Annotated in this window: 12 protein-coding genes; 3 read left to right on the top strand and 9 right to left on the bottom strand. The window is 73.2% G+C overall.

Translation table 11 applies throughout. The features are described 5' to 3' along the window. Positions 1 to 117: 117 nt before the first annotated feature. The 7 genes from mnhG to QSK15_RS08315 all read right to left on the bottom strand — a co-directional run bounded on the left by mnhG (position 118) and on the right by QSK15_RS08315 (position 6,950). Positions 118 to 477: a monovalent cation/H(+) antiporter subunit G gene (mnhG, locus tag QSK15_RS08345; RefSeq protein WP_285794359.1), complete on the bottom strand. Its 360-nt coding sequence runs from the start codon at positions 475 to 477 to the stop codon at positions 118 to 120. Beyond that, positions 477 to 740, bottom strand: a complete 264-nt coding sequence (locus tag QSK15_RS08340) for an MrpF/PhaF family protein (RefSeq protein WP_285793616.1) — start codon at positions 738 to 740, stop codon at positions 477 to 479. The genes mnhG and QSK15_RS08340 overlap by 1 nt, the downstream gene beginning before the upstream one ends. Beyond that, positions 737 to 1,348 (bottom strand): Na+/H+ antiporter subunit E, encoded by a 612-nt coding sequence (locus QSK15_RS08335; protein WP_285793615.1) that lies wholly within the window; start codon positions 1,346 to 1,348, stop codon positions 737 to 739. Before QSK15_RS08335 ends, QSK15_RS08340 begins: the two co-directional genes overlap by 4 nt. Continuing rightward, positions 1,345 to 2,850, bottom strand: a complete 1,506-nt coding sequence (locus tag QSK15_RS08330; protein ID WP_285793614.1) for a Na+/H+ antiporter subunit D — start codon at positions 2,848 to 2,850, stop codon at positions 1,345 to 1,347. Before QSK15_RS08330 ends, QSK15_RS08335 begins: the two co-directional genes overlap by 4 nt. After that, complete coding sequence (locus QSK15_RS08325; RefSeq protein ID WP_285793613.1) at positions 2,847 to 3,329, bottom strand: Na(+)/H(+) antiporter subunit C; 483 nt, start codon at positions 3,327 to 3,329, stop codon at positions 2,847 to 2,849. The genes QSK15_RS08330 and QSK15_RS08325 overlap by 4 nt, the downstream gene beginning before the upstream one ends. Positions 3,330 to 3,488: 159 nt before the next feature. Continuing rightward, positions 3,489 to 6,323 carry a Na+/H+ antiporter subunit A gene (locus QSK15_RS08320; RefSeq protein ID WP_285793612.1) on the bottom strand — a complete coding sequence of 945 codons (2,835 nt, stop codon included), beginning with the start codon at positions 6,321 to 6,323 and terminating at the stop codon, positions 3,489 to 3,491. 240 nt (positions 6,324 to 6,563) lie between these two features. After that, the gene (locus QSK15_RS08315; protein WP_285793611.1) at positions 6,564 to 6,950 is read right to left on the bottom strand and encodes a hypothetical protein; all 387 of its coding nucleotides are present in this window, start codon (positions 6,948 to 6,950) and stop codon (positions 6,564 to 6,566) included. Positions 6,951 to 7,127: 177 nt separating this feature from the next. On the opposite strand from QSK15_RS08315, the gene QSK15_RS08310 reads away from it, so the two are divergent. After that, positions 7,128 to 11,783, top strand: a complete 4,656-nt coding sequence (locus tag QSK15_RS08310; protein WP_285793610.1) for an ATP-dependent helicase — start codon at positions 7,128 to 7,130, stop codon at positions 11,781 to 11,783. 212 nt (positions 11,784 to 11,995) lie between these two features. Here the strand turns inward: QSK15_RS08310 and QSK15_RS08305 are convergent, their stop codons facing one another. Then, the gene (locus QSK15_RS08305) at positions 11,996 to 12,595 is read right to left on the bottom strand and encodes a hypothetical protein (RefSeq protein WP_285793609.1); all 600 of its coding nucleotides are present in this window, start codon (positions 12,593 to 12,595) and stop codon (positions 11,996 to 11,998) included. A gap of 100 nt (positions 12,596 to 12,695) precedes the next feature. On the opposite strand from QSK15_RS08305, the gene QSK15_RS08300 reads away from it, so the two are divergent. Next, on the top strand, positions 12,696 to 13,496 hold the full coding sequence (locus tag QSK15_RS08300; protein WP_285793608.1) for an SAM hydrolase/SAM-dependent halogenase family protein: 801 nt from the start codon (positions 12,696 to 12,698) through the stop codon (positions 13,494 to 13,496). Between the two features lie 25 nt (positions 13,497 to 13,521). Continuing rightward, positions 13,522 to 13,764: a CPCC family cysteine-rich protein gene (locus tag QSK15_RS08295; RefSeq protein WP_030336813.1), complete on the top strand. Its 243-nt coding sequence runs from the start codon at positions 13,522 to 13,524 to the stop codon at positions 13,762 to 13,764. 33 nt (positions 13,765 to 13,797) lie between these two features. Here the strand turns inward: QSK15_RS08295 and QSK15_RS08290 are convergent, their stop codons facing one another. Then, positions 13,798 to 15,054 (bottom strand): DUF8814 domain-containing protein, encoded by a 1,257-nt coding sequence (locus QSK15_RS08290; protein ID WP_285793607.1) that lies wholly within the window; start codon positions 15,052 to 15,054, stop codon positions 13,798 to 13,800. Positions 15,055 to 15,131: the final 77 nt, after the last annotated feature.

Here is a 15,131-nt window from a genome sequence, read left to right as displayed (position 1 = left end):
TGCTGCCCTCCTGGGCAGAAGAGTCGATCATGCCTCCATTTTATCGGCGCTGGCTGTGACTCCGCTGGGGGTGGGCCGAAGGAGCGGATCGTCCGGTTGAGCAGGCGCCGCCGCCCGTCACGCCGGCCCCGCCGACCCACCGCCCGTTCCGCGTTCGGCCAGCTCGTCGGCGTCGAGCAGGCCCCGGTCGAGCCGCCCCGCCCGGTACGCGGCCCGCCCGATCATCTGCGCCGCGACCGGCGCCGTCGACAACTGGAAGACCGCCACCAGCAGGATCATGCCCAGGTCCGCCGGGGACCGCAGCCGCAACGCGATGCCCACCAGCAACAGAAGCACCCCGAGCACCTGTGGTTTGGTGGCGGCGTGCATCCGGGACAGCGCGTCCGGAAAGCGCAGCACACCGATCCCGGCGGCCAGGCTGAGCAGCGCGCCGGCCACCAGACAGGCGGCGCCGAGCCAGTCCGCGACGGTGGCGATCACTGCTGCTCCCGGACGGCGAAGCGGACCAGCGACACCGAGCCCACGAAGCCGAGCAGGGAGAGCACCACCAGCACGGGCAGGGTGCTGGTGTGCCGGTTCACCGCCGCCTCGGCGCCCACCGCGCCGACCATCGTGGCGAGCAGCATGTCCGCGGCGATCACCCGGTCCACCAGCGACGGGCCCCGGTAGAGGCGGGTCAGCGCGAGGAGCGCGGTGACCGACAGAAGTGGGGTGAGGACGGCGGCCAGGAACGTGGTCACGGACGGGTTCCCTTCTCGGATGAGGTGACGTCGAGGTGGCGCAGTTCGGCGCTGGAGCCGACCGCGCGGACGATTCGCCGCTCGACGACGAGCGTGCGGTCCCGGGCCACGTCCAGGTCCGCCGGGCCGTGGGTGTCCAGGACGTGCAGGTAGAGCGTTCCGGAGTTCCGGTCCACCTCAAGAACCAGCGTGCCCGGCACCAGCGAGACCACCTCGGCGGTGAGCGCCAGGTTCAGGTCGGTGGGCACCCGCAACCGGACCGCGACGATCGCCCCTCGTGGCCGGTAACTGGGCTGCACCGCGATCCGGGCGATGTGCAGGCTCGCGCTGACCAGTTCGACAGCGAACCGGCCCGCGAACACCAGCAGCGCCCATGGTCGCAACCGGCCACCGAAGCTGACCGCCGGCAGCGGGAAGAACACCAGCACGGCCCCGCCCACCAGCAGGCCGCCGACCAGGTTGGCCCAGCTGATGTTGCCCCAGAGCAGGCTCCAGACCAGCAAGAGCCAGCCGAGCGCCACCGCCTGGTCGCGCCAGCGCGCGACCCGACCGCGCCCCACCACGGGGCCCCTGGGCTCGTCGGGAGCCGGCTCGGTTGGGCCGGTCACGGCACGCCGCCCGGCAACACGGCCCTGACGTACGGGGTACGCAGAAGCAGGTCCCCGGCGGCGTCAGCGGTGACGTCGAAGAGCGGACCGGCCAGCACTGTCAACGCCAGCCCCAGCGCGACCAGTGCCACTGTGGCGCCCACCATCAGCCTCGGCAGCTGGACCACTGGGTCACTGGTGGCCGTGCGGGGCGCACGCCAGAAGGCGATGTTCCACACCCGGGATGCCACGTACAGGGTGAGCAGGCTGGTCAGCGCGCCGGCCGCGACCAGCACCCCGGGCAGCGGCCCGCCGGCCGCCACCCCGGCCTGGAGCAGGCCGAGCTTGCCGAGGAAGCCGGAGAACGGTGGCACTCCGGCGAGGTTCATGGCCGGGACGAAGAAGAGCACACCGAGCAGCGGTGCCGCCCGGGCCAGCCCGCCGATGCGGCGCAGGTCGGTGCTGCCGGCACGTTCCTCCACCAGCCCGGCGACGAGGAACAGCGTGGTCTGGATGGTGATGTGGTGCACCACGTAGAAGATCGCGCCGGAGAGCCCTGCTGCGGTGCTCAACGCCACCCCGAAGATCATGTAGCCGATGTGGCTGACCAGGGTGAACGAGAAGAGTCGCTTCAGGTCGGACTGGGCCACCGCGCCGAGGATGCCGACCACCATGGTCAACCCGGCGACGACCATGAGCAGCACGTCGGCGCGCCCACCGGGAAAGAGCAACGTCTCGGTGCGGATGATCGCGTAGACGCCCACCTTGGTGAGCAGGCCGGCGAAGACCGCCGTGACCGGGGCCGGCGCGGTGGGGTAACTGTCCGGCAACCAGGCCGACAGCGGGAAGACCGCCGCCTTGATCGCGAACGCCAGCAGCAGCATCAGCTCCAGGGCCAGCCGCACACCGCCGGGCAGGTCGTCGAGGCGCTCGGCGAGCTGGGCGAGGTTGAGCGTGCCGGTGGCCGCGTACACCAGACCCACCGACGTCAGGAACATCATCGAGGAGAGGATGCTGACCACCACGTACGTCGACCCGGTCCGGATCCGGGCCTCAGTGCCGCCCAGCGTGATCAGCACGAAGCTGGCGGCCAGCAGGATCTCGAACCCGACGAAGAGGTTGAACAGGTCGCCGGCCAGGAACGCGTTGGTGACGCCCGCGGTGAGCACCAGGTACGTCGGGTGGAAGATCGACACCGGCGAGCTCCCGATCGTCTCGCTGCGACCCTGGCCGACCGAGTACAACAACACGCACAGGGTCACCGCCGACGACACCACGAGCATCAGCGCGGCGAGCTGATCGGCCACCAGGACGATGCCGACCGGCGGCGGCCACGCCCCCACCGCCACCACCACCGGCCCGTGCCGGTACGCCTGCACCAGCAACAGCACCGCCACCGTGAGCGTGCCGCTCAGACACAGCACGCTGATCGTGCGCTGAAGTCGGGGCTTCCCGGCCAGCAGCAGACTCAGCGCCGCACCGAGCAGCGGCACCACCACCGGCAGCGGCAGCAGCGCGCTCACTGCCCGTCATCCCCACGTCGCAGCCGTCGGCGGGCCGGTTCGGGATCAACCTGCTCCGGGTCACCGTTCGGGCCCTCCCCACCGAGGTCGGCAGCGCTCGCCTCGTTCCGCCCTGCCCGGCTGATGATCTGCCGATCCTCCAGGTCGTCGGGGACCTCGTCGTCACCGGAGAGATACCAACTGCGGTACGCCACAGCGAGCAGGAACGCGGTGAACCCGAAGGTGATCACAATGGCGGTCAACACCATGGCCTGCGGCAACGGGTCACTCATCCGGTCCACCGGCCCGCTGCCGACGATCGGCGCCCCACCCGGGCGCCCACCCAACAGGATCAACACGTTCACCCCGTTGCCGAGCATGACTATCCCCAACAGGACCCGGGTCAGGCTGCGCTCCAACAGCAGGATCACCCCGCACCCGACCAGCACCGCGACGGCCAGCACCAGCACCAACGTCGGCCCCGCCCCGCTCTCCCTCACGGCGTTACTCCTGTTCGCGACTGCGGGGCTCGCAAACCCGGCTCACTCCTCGCGCTCACGGCGTTACTCCTGTTCGCGACTGCGGGGCTCGCAAACCCGGCTCACTCCTCGCGCTCACGGCGTTACTCCTGGCTCGCAACACCGGCTCACTCCTCGCGCTCATGTCCGGTCGCCCTTGTCGACGGCCAGACCGCCGGTGGCCGTTCCGGTGGCCTCGATGTGCCGGTCCACCTCGGCGCCGAGGCTGCGCAGGATGTCCAGCACCAACCCGATCACCACCAGGTACACGCCGATGTCGAAGAACAGCGACGTCACCAGGTGGGTGTCGCCGATGAGTGGCAACCGCTGGTCGACCTTCGCGCTCTCCAGCACCGACCCGCCGGCCAGCAGCGCCACCAGGCCGCTGCCCACCGACATGGCCAACCCGGCGCCGAGAATCGGGCCGGCACCGATCGGCGCCGCCTCGGTCAGCTCGTACCGACCGCCCGCCAGATAGCGGACCACCAGGGCGAGACCCGCCACCAGCCCTCCGGCGAACCCGCCGCCCGGCGCGTTGTGCCCGGAGAAGAGCAGGAACAGGGAGAACAGCACCACGGTGTGGAAGATCAGCCGGATGACCACCTCCAACACGATCGAGCGGCGCTCCTCGTAGAGGGTGGGACCACCGCGCAGCCACACCGGCCGGCCACGCACACCCGCCCGCTGGTCCGCCTCGGGCCGGCGCGGCCGCGGCCCGGTCCGGGAACGCTCGAAGATCAGGCTGGCCACCCCGGTCGCGGTCACCACCAGCACCGCCAACTCGCCCATCGTGTCCCAGGCCCGGATGTCGACCAGGGTCACGTTGACCACGTTGCGGCCGTACCCCTGCGCGACCGCCAGATCCGGGAAGGCCGCGGAGATGGTCGGTGCCTGGCGGGCGCCGACGGCGACGAGGGCCAGCCCGGCGGCCACCACGCCCACCGCCACCCCGATCACCCGACGGATCAGGCGGGTACGCCGCATCGGGCGGGCCGAGAACCGCTCCGGCAGGCGACGCAGCACCAGCACGAAGATCGCTATCGTCGAGGTCTCCACCAGAAACTGGGTGAGCGCCAGGTCCGGTGCCCCGTGCAGCACGAACAGCATCGCCGTGCCGTAGCCGGTCATGCCCACCAGCAACATCGCGGTCAGCCGGCGACGGGCGCCGACCGCCAACACCGCCGCCACCGCGATCACCAGCACGACCACCGGTTGCAGCAGGCTGTCCCAGAGCGGAATCCGCGCCCGCCAGGGACTGGCGGAGAGCATCGCCGCGCCGGGCACCAGCACCAGGGTGACCAGGATGACGCCCAGGTACTGCGGCAGGGAGCCGCGCTGGGTGGCGCTCGTGACATCGATGGCCAGCCGGTCGAACCGGCCCACCACCCACTCGTACCCCTGGTGGCCCCCCACCGGTGAGCGCAGCCGCGCCAGCACCGGGGCGAGCGGCCCGCGCACGGCGAAGAGCAGGCCACCGCCGACGAGCGCCAACACCGACAGGCCGAGCGCCGGGGTCGGTCCGGCCCAGAGCGCCAGGTGCGCGTCGACCCCGCCGAGCAGATCGGCGTACGGCCGCAGCACGTCCTCCAGGACGCTCGCGGCCGGGCCGGCGAGCAGACCGACCCCGGCCAGCACCGCTGGCGGTACCAACAGCGACGCGGCGATCGAGCCCGGCGGGACCGGCGTCACGCCCGGCCGGTCGGCGAACGCGCCCCAGAGAAAACGGGCGCTGTACGCGACGGTGAGCACCGTCCCGGCGACCAGGCCGGTGAGGACCACCGGTTGATCGGTGAACGCGGCGAACACCGCCTCCTTCGCCACGAAGCCGACCAGCGGCGGCACCCCGGCCATCGACGCCGCAGCCAGCACGGCCACCACGAACAGCGACCGGGACCAGTGCCGCAGCCCGGACAACTCGCGCAGGTCACGGGTGCCGGCACTGTGGTCGATGATGCCGACGACCAGGAAGAGCGCCGCCTTGAACAGGGCGTGCGCCAGCAGCATGGCGGTGCCGGCCAGTGCGGCGTCCGGCGTGCCCGAGCCGGTCACCGCGACCAGCAGGCCGAGTTGGCTGACCGTCCCGTACGCCAGCAGCAGCTTGAGGTCGGTCTGGCGCAGCGCCGCCCAACCGCCGAGCAGCATGGTCGCCACCCCGGCGACCTGCACCACCGGCCGCCACGGGCCGACAGTGGCGAGCACCGGCGCGAGCAGCCCGACCAGGTAGACGCCGGCCTTGACCATGGCGGCGGCGTGCAGGTACGCGCTGACCGGCGTGGGTGCCGCCATCGCGACCGGCAGCCACGAGCTGAACGGCAGCACCGCCGACTTGGACAGCGCGCCGGCCAGGATCAGCAGCACGGCACCCACCAGGTACCCGCCGCCGGGCAGCGGCTGGGCGATGATCTCCGACCAGCGGTAGCTGCCGGCGTGCTCGCCCAGCATGATGAAGCCGACGAGCATGGCGAGCCCGCCCAGCGTGGTGACTGTCAACGCCTGCGCCGCCGCCCAACGGCTGGACCGCCGTTCGGTGCTGTGCCCGATCAGCAGGTACGAGAAGACAGTGGTCAGCTCCCAGCCGACATAGAGCAGCAGCAGGTCGTCGGCGAAGACCAGGACGAGCATCGCGCCCGCGAAGGCGACCAGGACGGCGGCGAACTGCGCCAGCCCGACGGAGCCGGCGCTGAAGTAGCGGGCGCTGTAGACCAGCACCAGCGCGCCGACGCCGCCGATCAGCAGCGTCATCAGCCAGGACAGCGTGGTGAGCCGGAACGCGATGTCGAGGCCCAGCTGCCGGATCCACGGGTACGTCTCGACCACCGCCCCGCCGCCGCTCACGGCCGGGGTGCGGGCCACCGCCCAGCAGAACGCGGCGGCCGGCGCGAGCGCCAGCGGGTAACACGCGCGCGGACCCCACCAGCGGACGAGCAGGGGCGCGGCGAGGGCCGCCACGAGATGGAGGATGAGCAGTACCAGCACCTGCGCTCCCGATCGACATGGCCGACGCCCGTGGCAGCGGTGGCGCCTAGCAGCGATCAGACGCCAGTTCGCAGCCCGCCGGGCCGGTTTTGCCGGAATTGACCCCCAAACCCACCCCGCCCGCCCGTCCCACCAACCCCCGCCCCTCGACCACTGATCAAGAGGTTTGCGTCATCCGCGCCCGCATTTTGACGCCAACCTCTTGATCAACGCGGGAAAGGGGGGTGCGGGTGGGGTGGGTCAGTGGAGGAGGGCGTTGTTGAGGGGTTGGGCGTCGTCGGGGGCGGGGCGGTCGCGGCGCAGCTCGGACAGCAGGTCAGAGCGGCCGAGCTGGCGGGCGACCCGGTCGACGACGCGTTCCGCGGCGGTCAGCGACCGCACCGCGAGCAGACGGCCGCGACTCTCGCGGCGCAGCACGAAGTAGTGCACGGCGACGCGGACCTGACCCCGGTCGGCGGCGCTGGCCTGGGCGGTGCAGAGCACCAGCTCACGCAGGCAGCGGGCGAGACGTTCGGCGAGTTCGAGCTCGGGGCCGTGCAGGCCGGCGCGAAGGGCGGCGAGATGGCTGTCGACCTTGCGAATCAGCACGTCGGTGCCCGGTTCGACGGTGTGCTGCTCGCCGGCCATCACATCCCCTCACCCCGGTTCGCGTTGCGAGTGAAGTTACTTTATGTTGCGCCTCAGAAGCAAGCAGTTAAGTGAGACTTAACGTATTAAGCGCACGTTCCACGCTTTTTGCCTTTTGCTCGCCCATTCCATCGTGAGCCGTTCGTGGATGTCAGACCGGAAGGGCACGATGGACCGGTGACCGGGGCCGACGCAGACGCCGGCGCGGTGCTCGCCGGGTTCGGCCCGGCCACCCGCGCCTGGTTCGACAACGCTTTCGCCGCGCCGACCGCCGCGCAGATCGGCGCCTGGCGGTCGGTCGCCGCCGGTCGTAACGCGCTGGTGGTGGCGCCCACCGGCTCCGGCAAGACGCTCGCGGCCTTCCTCTGGTCACTGGACCGGCTGGCCCGCGAGCCGGCCCCGACCGAGGCCCGCCAGCGGTGCCGGGTGCTCTACGTCAGCCCACTCAAGGCCCTCGCCGTCGACGTGGAGCGCAACCTGCGCGCCCCGCTGGCCGGCATCCGGCAGGCGGCCACCCGGCTGGGCGTGGCACCGCCCGACATCACCGTCGGCATGCGCACCGGCGACACACCCGCCGACGAGCGACGGGCCTTCGCCCGCACCCCGCCCGACATCCTCATCACCACGCCCGAGTCGCTGTTCCTGCTGCTGACATCGGCGGCCCGCGACTCACTGCGCGGCATCCAGACGGTGATCGTCGACGAGGTGCATGCGGTGGCCGGCAGCAAACGCGGAGCCCACCTCGCCCTCTCCCTCGAACGCCTCGACGAGCTGCTACCCGCCCCGGCGCAGCGCATCGGCCTCTCGGCCACCGTCCGCCCGATCGACGCCTGCGCGCAGTTCCTCGGCGGCGCCCGCCCGGTCGACGTGGTGCAACCGGCCACTCCGAAGACCATCGAGGTCAGCGTGCAGGTCCCGGTGGAGGACATGACCCGCCTGGACGAGCAGGAGCAGCCACCGGAGGACGACCTCGGCGGCCCCGGGCCACGTCGGGCGTCCATCTGGCCGGCCGTGGAGGAGCGGGTCTTCACCCTCATCGGGCAGCACCGCTCGACCATCGTCTTCACCAACTCCCGCCGCAGCGCCGAGCGCCTGTGCGCCCGGCTCAACGAGCTGGCCGCCGAAGCGGCGACCGAGGGCGCGATCGGCGTGCCGGAAGGGGTGTCGGCCGACGACGACCCGGCGGCCGACGATGGTCCGACGACCGGCGCGCAGCGGTGGGGTGGCCCCGCCGGCCCGGTGCGCAACCGGCCACCGGCCGAGGTGATGGCCCAGTCCGGCGCCGCCACCGGCGCGGCACCGGTGATCGCCCGCGCCCACCACGGGAGCGTCTCCCGGGAGGAACGCAAGCACATCGAGGAGGCGCTCAAGTCCGGCCAGCTGCCCGCGGTGGTGGCCACCTCCAGCCTGGAGCTGGGCATCGACATGGGCGCTGTCGACCTGGTGGTGCAGATCGAGGCGCCGCCGAGCGTGGCCGCCGGGCTGCAACGGGTCGGCCGGGCCGGGCACCAGGTGGGCGCCGTCTCCCGTGGGGTGGTCTTCCCCAAGCACCGTGGCGACCTGCTCTCCTGCGCGGTGGTCGCCGAGCGGATGACCGACGGCGCGATCGAGGAGCTGCACTACCCGCGCAACCCGCTGGACGTGCTGGCCCAGCAGATCGTCGCGATGGTGGCGCTGGAACCGTGGGCGCTCGGCGACCTGGCCGTGCTGGTCCGCCGGGCCGCACCCTTCGCCGAGCTGCCCGACTCGGCGCTGCACGCCGTGCTGGACATGCTCTCCGGCCGCTACCCGTCCACCGCCTTCGCCGAGCTGCGTCCCCGACTGGTCTGGGACCGGGCCACCGACCTGCTCACCGGCCGCCCCGGCGCGCAGCGACTCGCGGTGACCAGCGGCGGCACCATCCCCGACCGGGGCCTGTTCGGGGTCTTCCTGGCCGGTGCCGAGCGGGCCGCCCGGGTCGGCGAGCTGGACGAGGAGATGGTCTACGAGTCCCGGGTGGGCGATGTCTTCCTGCTCGGCTCCTCCTCCTGGCGGATCGAGGAGATCACCCCTGACCGGGTGCTGGTCTCGCCCGCTCCGGGGCAGGCCGCGCGCATGCCGTTCTGGAAGGGCGACCAGCTGGGTCGGCCGGTGGAGCTGGGCCGGGCCATCGGTGCCCGCGTGCGCACCCTGCTGCGGCAGACCGACGAAGCCGCACTGGCCGCGCTGCGCGACGGCGGGCTGGACGACTGGGCCGCCGGCAACCTGATGGCCTACCTGCGCGATCAGCGGGAGGCCACCCGTTCGCTGCCCGACGACCGCACTGTCGTCGTCGAACGGTTCCGCGACGAGCTGGGCGACTGGCGGCTGGCCGTGCACAGCGTGCTCGGTGCCCGGGTCAACGGGCCCTGGGCCCTCGCGGTGGGCCGCCGGTTGGCCGAGCGGTACGGGGTGGACGCCCAGGTGATGCCCTCCGACGACGGCATCGTGGTGCGACTTCCGGACACCGCCGACGAGCCGCCCGGCGCCGACGTGGTGGTCTTCGAACCCGACGAGATCACCCAGCTGGTGGAGGAGTCGGTCGGCACCTCCGCCCTCTTCGCCGCCCGTTTCCGGGAGTGCGCCGCCCGGTCACTGCTGCTGCCGCGCCGCGACCCGCGCCGGCGCCAACCGCTCTGGCAACAACGGCAACGCTCCGCCCAGCTCCTCGACGTGGCCCGCGAGTACGCGGACTTCCCGGTCACCCTGGAGGCGGCGCGGGAGTGCCTCCAGGACGTCTTCGACCAGCCGGCGCTGGCCGGGCTGATGCGCGACCTGGCCACCCGCAAGGTGCGACTGGTCGAGGTGGAGACCAGCGCGCCGTCCCCGTTCGCGCGGTCGCTGCTCTTCGGCTACGTCGGCGCGTTCCTCTACGAGGGTGACGCCCCGCTGGCCGAGCGCCGCGCCGCCGCGCTCGCCCTCGACTCCACCCTCCTCGGCGAGCTGCTCGGCCGGGTCGACCTGCGCGAACTACTCGACCCGGCGGTGCTCGCCGAGACCGACCGGCAACTGCGGTGGCTGACCGAGCAGCGTCGCCCCCGCGACGCCGAGGACGTTGTCGAGCTGCTGCGGGTGCTCGGTGACCTGAGCGACGCCGAGTTGACCGAGCGGGGCGTGCCCGAGGGCTGGCTGACCGAGCTGGAGGCCACCCGCCGGGTGCTGCGGGTCCGGATCGCCGGCGAGCAGCGCTGGGTGGGCGTCGAGGACGCCGCCCGCCTGCGCGACGCTCTCGGCGTGGCGCTGCCGGTGGGGGTGGCCGAGGCGTACCTCGCCCCGGTGGCCGACCCGCTCGGTGACCTGGTGGCCCGTTACGCCCGCACCCACGGGCCGTTCGCCGCCGCCAGCTGCGCGGCCCGCTTCGGGCTCGGCGTGTTCGTCGTCGAGCAGGCGCTGCGCCGGCTCGGCGCGACCGGCCGGGTGGTCTCCGGGGAGTTCACCCCGGACTCGGCCGGTGCCCAGTGGTGTGACGCCGAGGTGCTGCGGATGCTGCGCCGCCGCTCGCTCGCCGCGCTGCGCCGGGAGATCGAGCCGGTGCCGCCCCGGGCCCTCGCGACGTTCCTGCCCCGTTGGCAGCAGGTCGGCTCGTCCGCCCGAGGTGTCGAGGCGCTCGCGGCCACGGTGGAGCAGTTGCAGGGCGCGGCGGTGCCGGCGTCCGCCCTGGAGCGGTTGGTGCTGCCCGCCCGGGTCGCGGACTACTCCCCCGCCCACCTCGACGAGTTGTGCGCCAGCGGAGAGGTGCTCTGGGCGGGGTCGGGGGCGATCTCCGGGGGCGACGGCTGGGTCACCCTGGCGTACGCGGACGCCGCACCGCTGCTGCTCCCGCCGCCCGACGAGGCGTTGACCCGCACCCCGCTGCACGACGCGGTGCTCGACGCGCTCAGCGACGGGCAGGCGTTGTTCTTCAGGCCGTTGGCCGACCGGGTCGGCTCGACCGACGACGCCGCGCTGACCGCGGTGATCTGGGATCTGGTCTGGGCGGGGCACCTCACCAATGACACCCTCGCCCCGCTGCGCTCGGTGCTCGGCGCTGGCGGCGCCCACCGCTCCCGGCCGTCCGCGCCCCGCACCCGCTACCGGCGGCCCGGCCGGATGGCGCTGCCGACCCGTGGTGGCCCGCCGACGGTCGCCGGCCGCTGGTCACGCCTTCCGGACCGGGACCTCGACCCGACCCGGCGTGCCGCCGCCCTCGCCGACCTGCTGCTGGAGCGGCACGGGGTGGTCACCCGCGGCGCGGTCATGGCCGAGCAGGTGGTCGGCGGGTTCTCGGCGGTCTACCCGGTGCTGTCCGCGCTGGAGGAGCGCGGCGCGGCCCGCCGGGGCTACTTCGTCGAAGGGCTCGGCGCGGCGCAGTTCGCCGTACCCGGCGCGGTGGACCGGCTGCGGGCGCTGGCCGAACCGACCGACGGCGCCCGGGGGCGGGGCGCGGTGGCCACCGTGCTCGCCGCTACCGACCCGGCCAACCCGTACGGCGCGGCGCTGCCCTGGCCGGAACGGGTCGTCGACTCCGGTGACGGCGCTACCCCGGCGACCGGGCACCGGGCCGGCCGCAAGGCGGGGGCCCTGGTGGTGCAGGTCGGCGGTGACCTGGTCCTCTACGTCGAACGCGGCGGCCGGACGCTGCTCTCCTTCACCGACGACACCGACACGCTCGCCACGGCCGGCAAGGCGCTCGCCGACGCCGTCCATTCCGGGGCGTTGGGTGCGATGTCGGTGGAACGGGCCGACGGCGAGGCGGTGCACTCCTCGCCGCTGCGTGACGCCCTGACGGCCGCCGGCTTCCGGGCCACACCACGCGGTCTCCGCCTGCGCGGCTGACCCGCCAATTCCGGACCACGCCGGTGGGCCTGGCTTGCGCGGCTGCCCGTCGGCGCGGACGAGCGCACGCGCCGATTGATGCCCGATGCCCAACCAACCAGCCAGGGGCCCCACCGAGGGCAATCCCGCACAGAGCCTGATGTCTGTGAGTCATCACGATGACTCACAGACATCACAGTCAAGAGAGCGACATGCTTCGGCCACGCCAGGTCTCAGCGCAGGCCGTTGAGCACCTTCTCGTAGCGCGGGCGGTCGGCGGCCGGGGTCTTCGCCTCCAGGTAGTTGAGCACCACCGCACCGCGCCGGTACGACTGGCCGCCCCACGTCTCGGCGATGTCGCTGGCGCTGATCTCGTCGGGGAACACGTACACCGTGACAGCGTCGGTGGCGATCAGCTCGGAGCAGCCCAGGCCGAGACCGTCCGGCCCGCAGTCGACCGAGCGGTCCTTCGGGTGCGGCACCTTCAGGCCGGCGGCCTTGAACGCGTTGACGACCTGGGTGGCCCCGGGCGCACCCGTCGGGCGTTTGGGCAGCACCACCGGCGGTGGGCTGGTCGGCCGGCGCTGCGTGGGCCCTTCCGGGGCGACGGACGGCGGAGCCGCTGGCGGGGCCGCCGGTGACGCGGCACCGCTGGCGTTGGGCGGCGCTGCCGAGGGCATCGGCGCGCTCGGCAGACCGGTGGCCGCCGGGGCCGAGAATGACGAGGCGGTGGGGGCCGCACTCGACGGATCGGCGTCGCCACCGCCGCAGCCGGCGGTGACGGCCACGGCTACCAGCAGGATTCCGACGGCGGGCAGGCTCCGAATTGTCACCAGGGCAGTCTGCCCAACGTCATCCGGCGGCGGGAGGGGCCGGTCGGCCAGTGCGCTGTCCCGAATCCGTCAGCCCACCCGGTTCCACTAGCCTGCGGGCATGTCCGCAGTGCCCTGGATCTCGCTGACCACCGACTACGGCCTCACCGACGGCTTCGTGGCCGCCTGTCACGGGGTCGTCGCCCGGATCGCGCCGGCCGCCCGGGTGATCGACGTGACCCACCTGGTGCCGCCCGGGGATGTCCGGCGGGGTGCCGCGGTGCTGGCGCAGACAGTGCCGTACCTGCCGGAGGGAGTGCACGTGGCGGTGGTCGATCCGGGTGTCGGCACCGCGCGGCGGGGTGTCGCGCTGGCCGCCCCGGGTGGGCTGCTGGTCGGCCCGGACAACGGGTTGCTGCTGGACGCCGCCGCCGCGCTCGGTGGGGTGACCGACGCGGTCGAGCTGACCGAGCCGCGCTGGTTGGCCGCCCGGGTGTCCGGCACGTTCCACGGGCGGGACGTCTTCACGCCGGTGGCGGCCCGGCTGGCGCTCGGTGCGCCGCTCGCCGAGGCGGGTCCACCTGTCGACCCAGCCGGGCTGGTGCGGCTGCCGACGCCCACGGTGACGCGGGACGTCGAGGGATTCACCGCCGAGGTGCTGACCGTGGACCACTTCGGCAACGTCCAACTGGCCGCACCGGCCGAGCTGCTCGATCCGTTGCCGGCCACGCTGCGGGTGGGTCCTCCGGGACCCGCACCGGCCCGGGTGGCGGTGCACGGGCGCACCTTCGGCGACGCCCCGGCCGGTGGTCTGGTGACGTACGTCGACTCGGCCGGTCTGGTCGCGGTCGCGGTCAACGGCGGACGGGCCGTGGACCTCCTCGCGGTGTCCGCAGGGGACCTGCTGCGGGTATCGGGCTGATGTTCGACTGTGGAATGCTTCTCCGGTGGGTGAGCATGTGGTTCCTGCGGGCTGTCCCTGCTGTGCGTCTCGGACCGGCGGGGGGACCTGTCCGGTCTGTTTCTGGACCGACGACGGTCAGACCGACGCCGACGCCGACGCCGTCCGGGGTGGTCCCAACGGCGACCTGAGCCTCACCCACGCCCGTCTCAACTACGCCGTCTACGGTGCCAGCCACCCGCGCTACCAGGACATGGTGCGCACGGCTCGCCCCGACGAGCGCCCCTGACGTTGAGGCGGCGCCCGACGGGGTGAGCGCGGCTCAGCAGACCGGCACGCTGCCGCCGTACACACTCGAGATGTACGCGTGGCTGACGTACTGGCCGCTGGCCAGCCGGTTCCAGCGGGTGGTGGTGCGGTAGGGGCCGGCGACCGACTGACCGGTGACGTAGCACTGGATCGGCACGTGGGCCAGCCGGGCGGCGAGGCCACGGATCGCGTACGACGTGCTGGCCCCGGTACGGATGTTGAGCGGCCCGTCGCCGACCACGCCGCGCGGCCCGCCGCCGGTCCACAGGTAGGCGACGTCGACCCAGGCGTTGGTGGTCAGCCGCAGCCCGTCCCAGAACGTGCCGTCGGCCAGGTCGATGCCGGCCGGGTTGAGCACGGTCCGCCCGAACTGGTCCCGGCCGCCGTTGTAGCCCGACTGGTACGCGGCCTGCGCCTCGGGCCGACCCTGCGGCAGGTTCTTCCAGTTCTCCCGCACCGATGACGGGTTCCAGTAGTCGTCGCGGGTGTTCCACGGCCCGACGTCCCAGACCGGGGCGTACTCGCAGCGGGCGCCGTTGGTGGTGCAGACCCGCACGGTGTAGTCGCCGGTGTTGAGCGGGGAGAGTCCGCGCCGCGACGGCAGTGCCGCGAAGTGGTCCCGGGGTTGCACGGTACGGCCGTTGGCGGTCACCTCACCGACCAGCCCGATGCGGGTGGCGTACACCCGGTAGGTGCGACCGGGCGTGGCGGCGGACACGGCGGCGTTCGCGTCGGCGGTGAGCCGCACGCCCCGTACCGTCGCCGTCGCGCCCCCGTCGGGGGCGGTGAGCACCACCCGGGCCTGTACCCGGCTGACGGGCCGGTCGAAGACGGCACCGGCGGCCCGCCACTCCGTCCAGCCGGCGGTCCGCCAGCCGCGGACCTGCGCCTCCACCGTCGCCCCGGCGGGGACCGCGGCGTCGATCTCGGCGCGGACCCGGGTGGCCGGCCGGGCGAGGGTGCGGGGTGCGGTCAGCAGCATCCCCTCGGCGACGGCGCTGTGCGGGCTGCGGGCACCGCGCCCGGCGGGCCGGGCCTCCCGCAGGCGGAGGCCGGCGGCAGTGCGTCGGACGTTGACGTCGTCGCGGTCGACGATCGTGAGGTCGGCGCTCCACCGTTCGACGCCGGGTGCGGCGGCGACGAGAGCGATCGGTGCGCCCGCGGGTGCGGCCGGGACGTTACCGGTGGTGGGTAGGAGCGCTGCGGTGAGCAGGAGGGCGAGGGTGGCGGTGAGGGCGACGGACGGGATACGACGACGGGGTCGCGTCATGGGCATTCTCCTCAGAACTCCCTGACCTTCGCATGTCAGGAGATCATGAGGAACCTGTGTACAAATGGCGACACATG

Source organism: Micromonospora sp. NBRC 107095 (assembly GCF_030269705.1).
GTDB classification, from domain to species: domain Bacteria; phylum Actinomycetota; class Actinomycetes; order Mycobacteriales; family Micromonosporaceae; genus Micromonospora; species Micromonospora parva.
The sequence above is the reverse complement of the archived record's forward strand: the minus strand, read 5'-3'. Positions and strand labels throughout refer to the sequence as shown.

Coding starts and splice junctions, on each gene's coding strand:
- QSK15_RS08300 (WP_285793608.1), top strand. CDS start 12,696: ATGTCCGCAGTGCCCTGGATCTCGCTGACCACCGACTACGGCCTCACC.
- QSK15_RS08290 (WP_285793607.1), bottom strand. CDS start 15,054: ATGACGCGACCCCGTCGTCGTATCCCGTCCGTCGCCCTCACCGCCACC.
- QSK15_RS08315 (WP_285793611.1), bottom strand. CDS start 6,950: ATGGCCGGCGAGCAGCACACCGTCGAACCGGGCACCGACGTGCTGATT.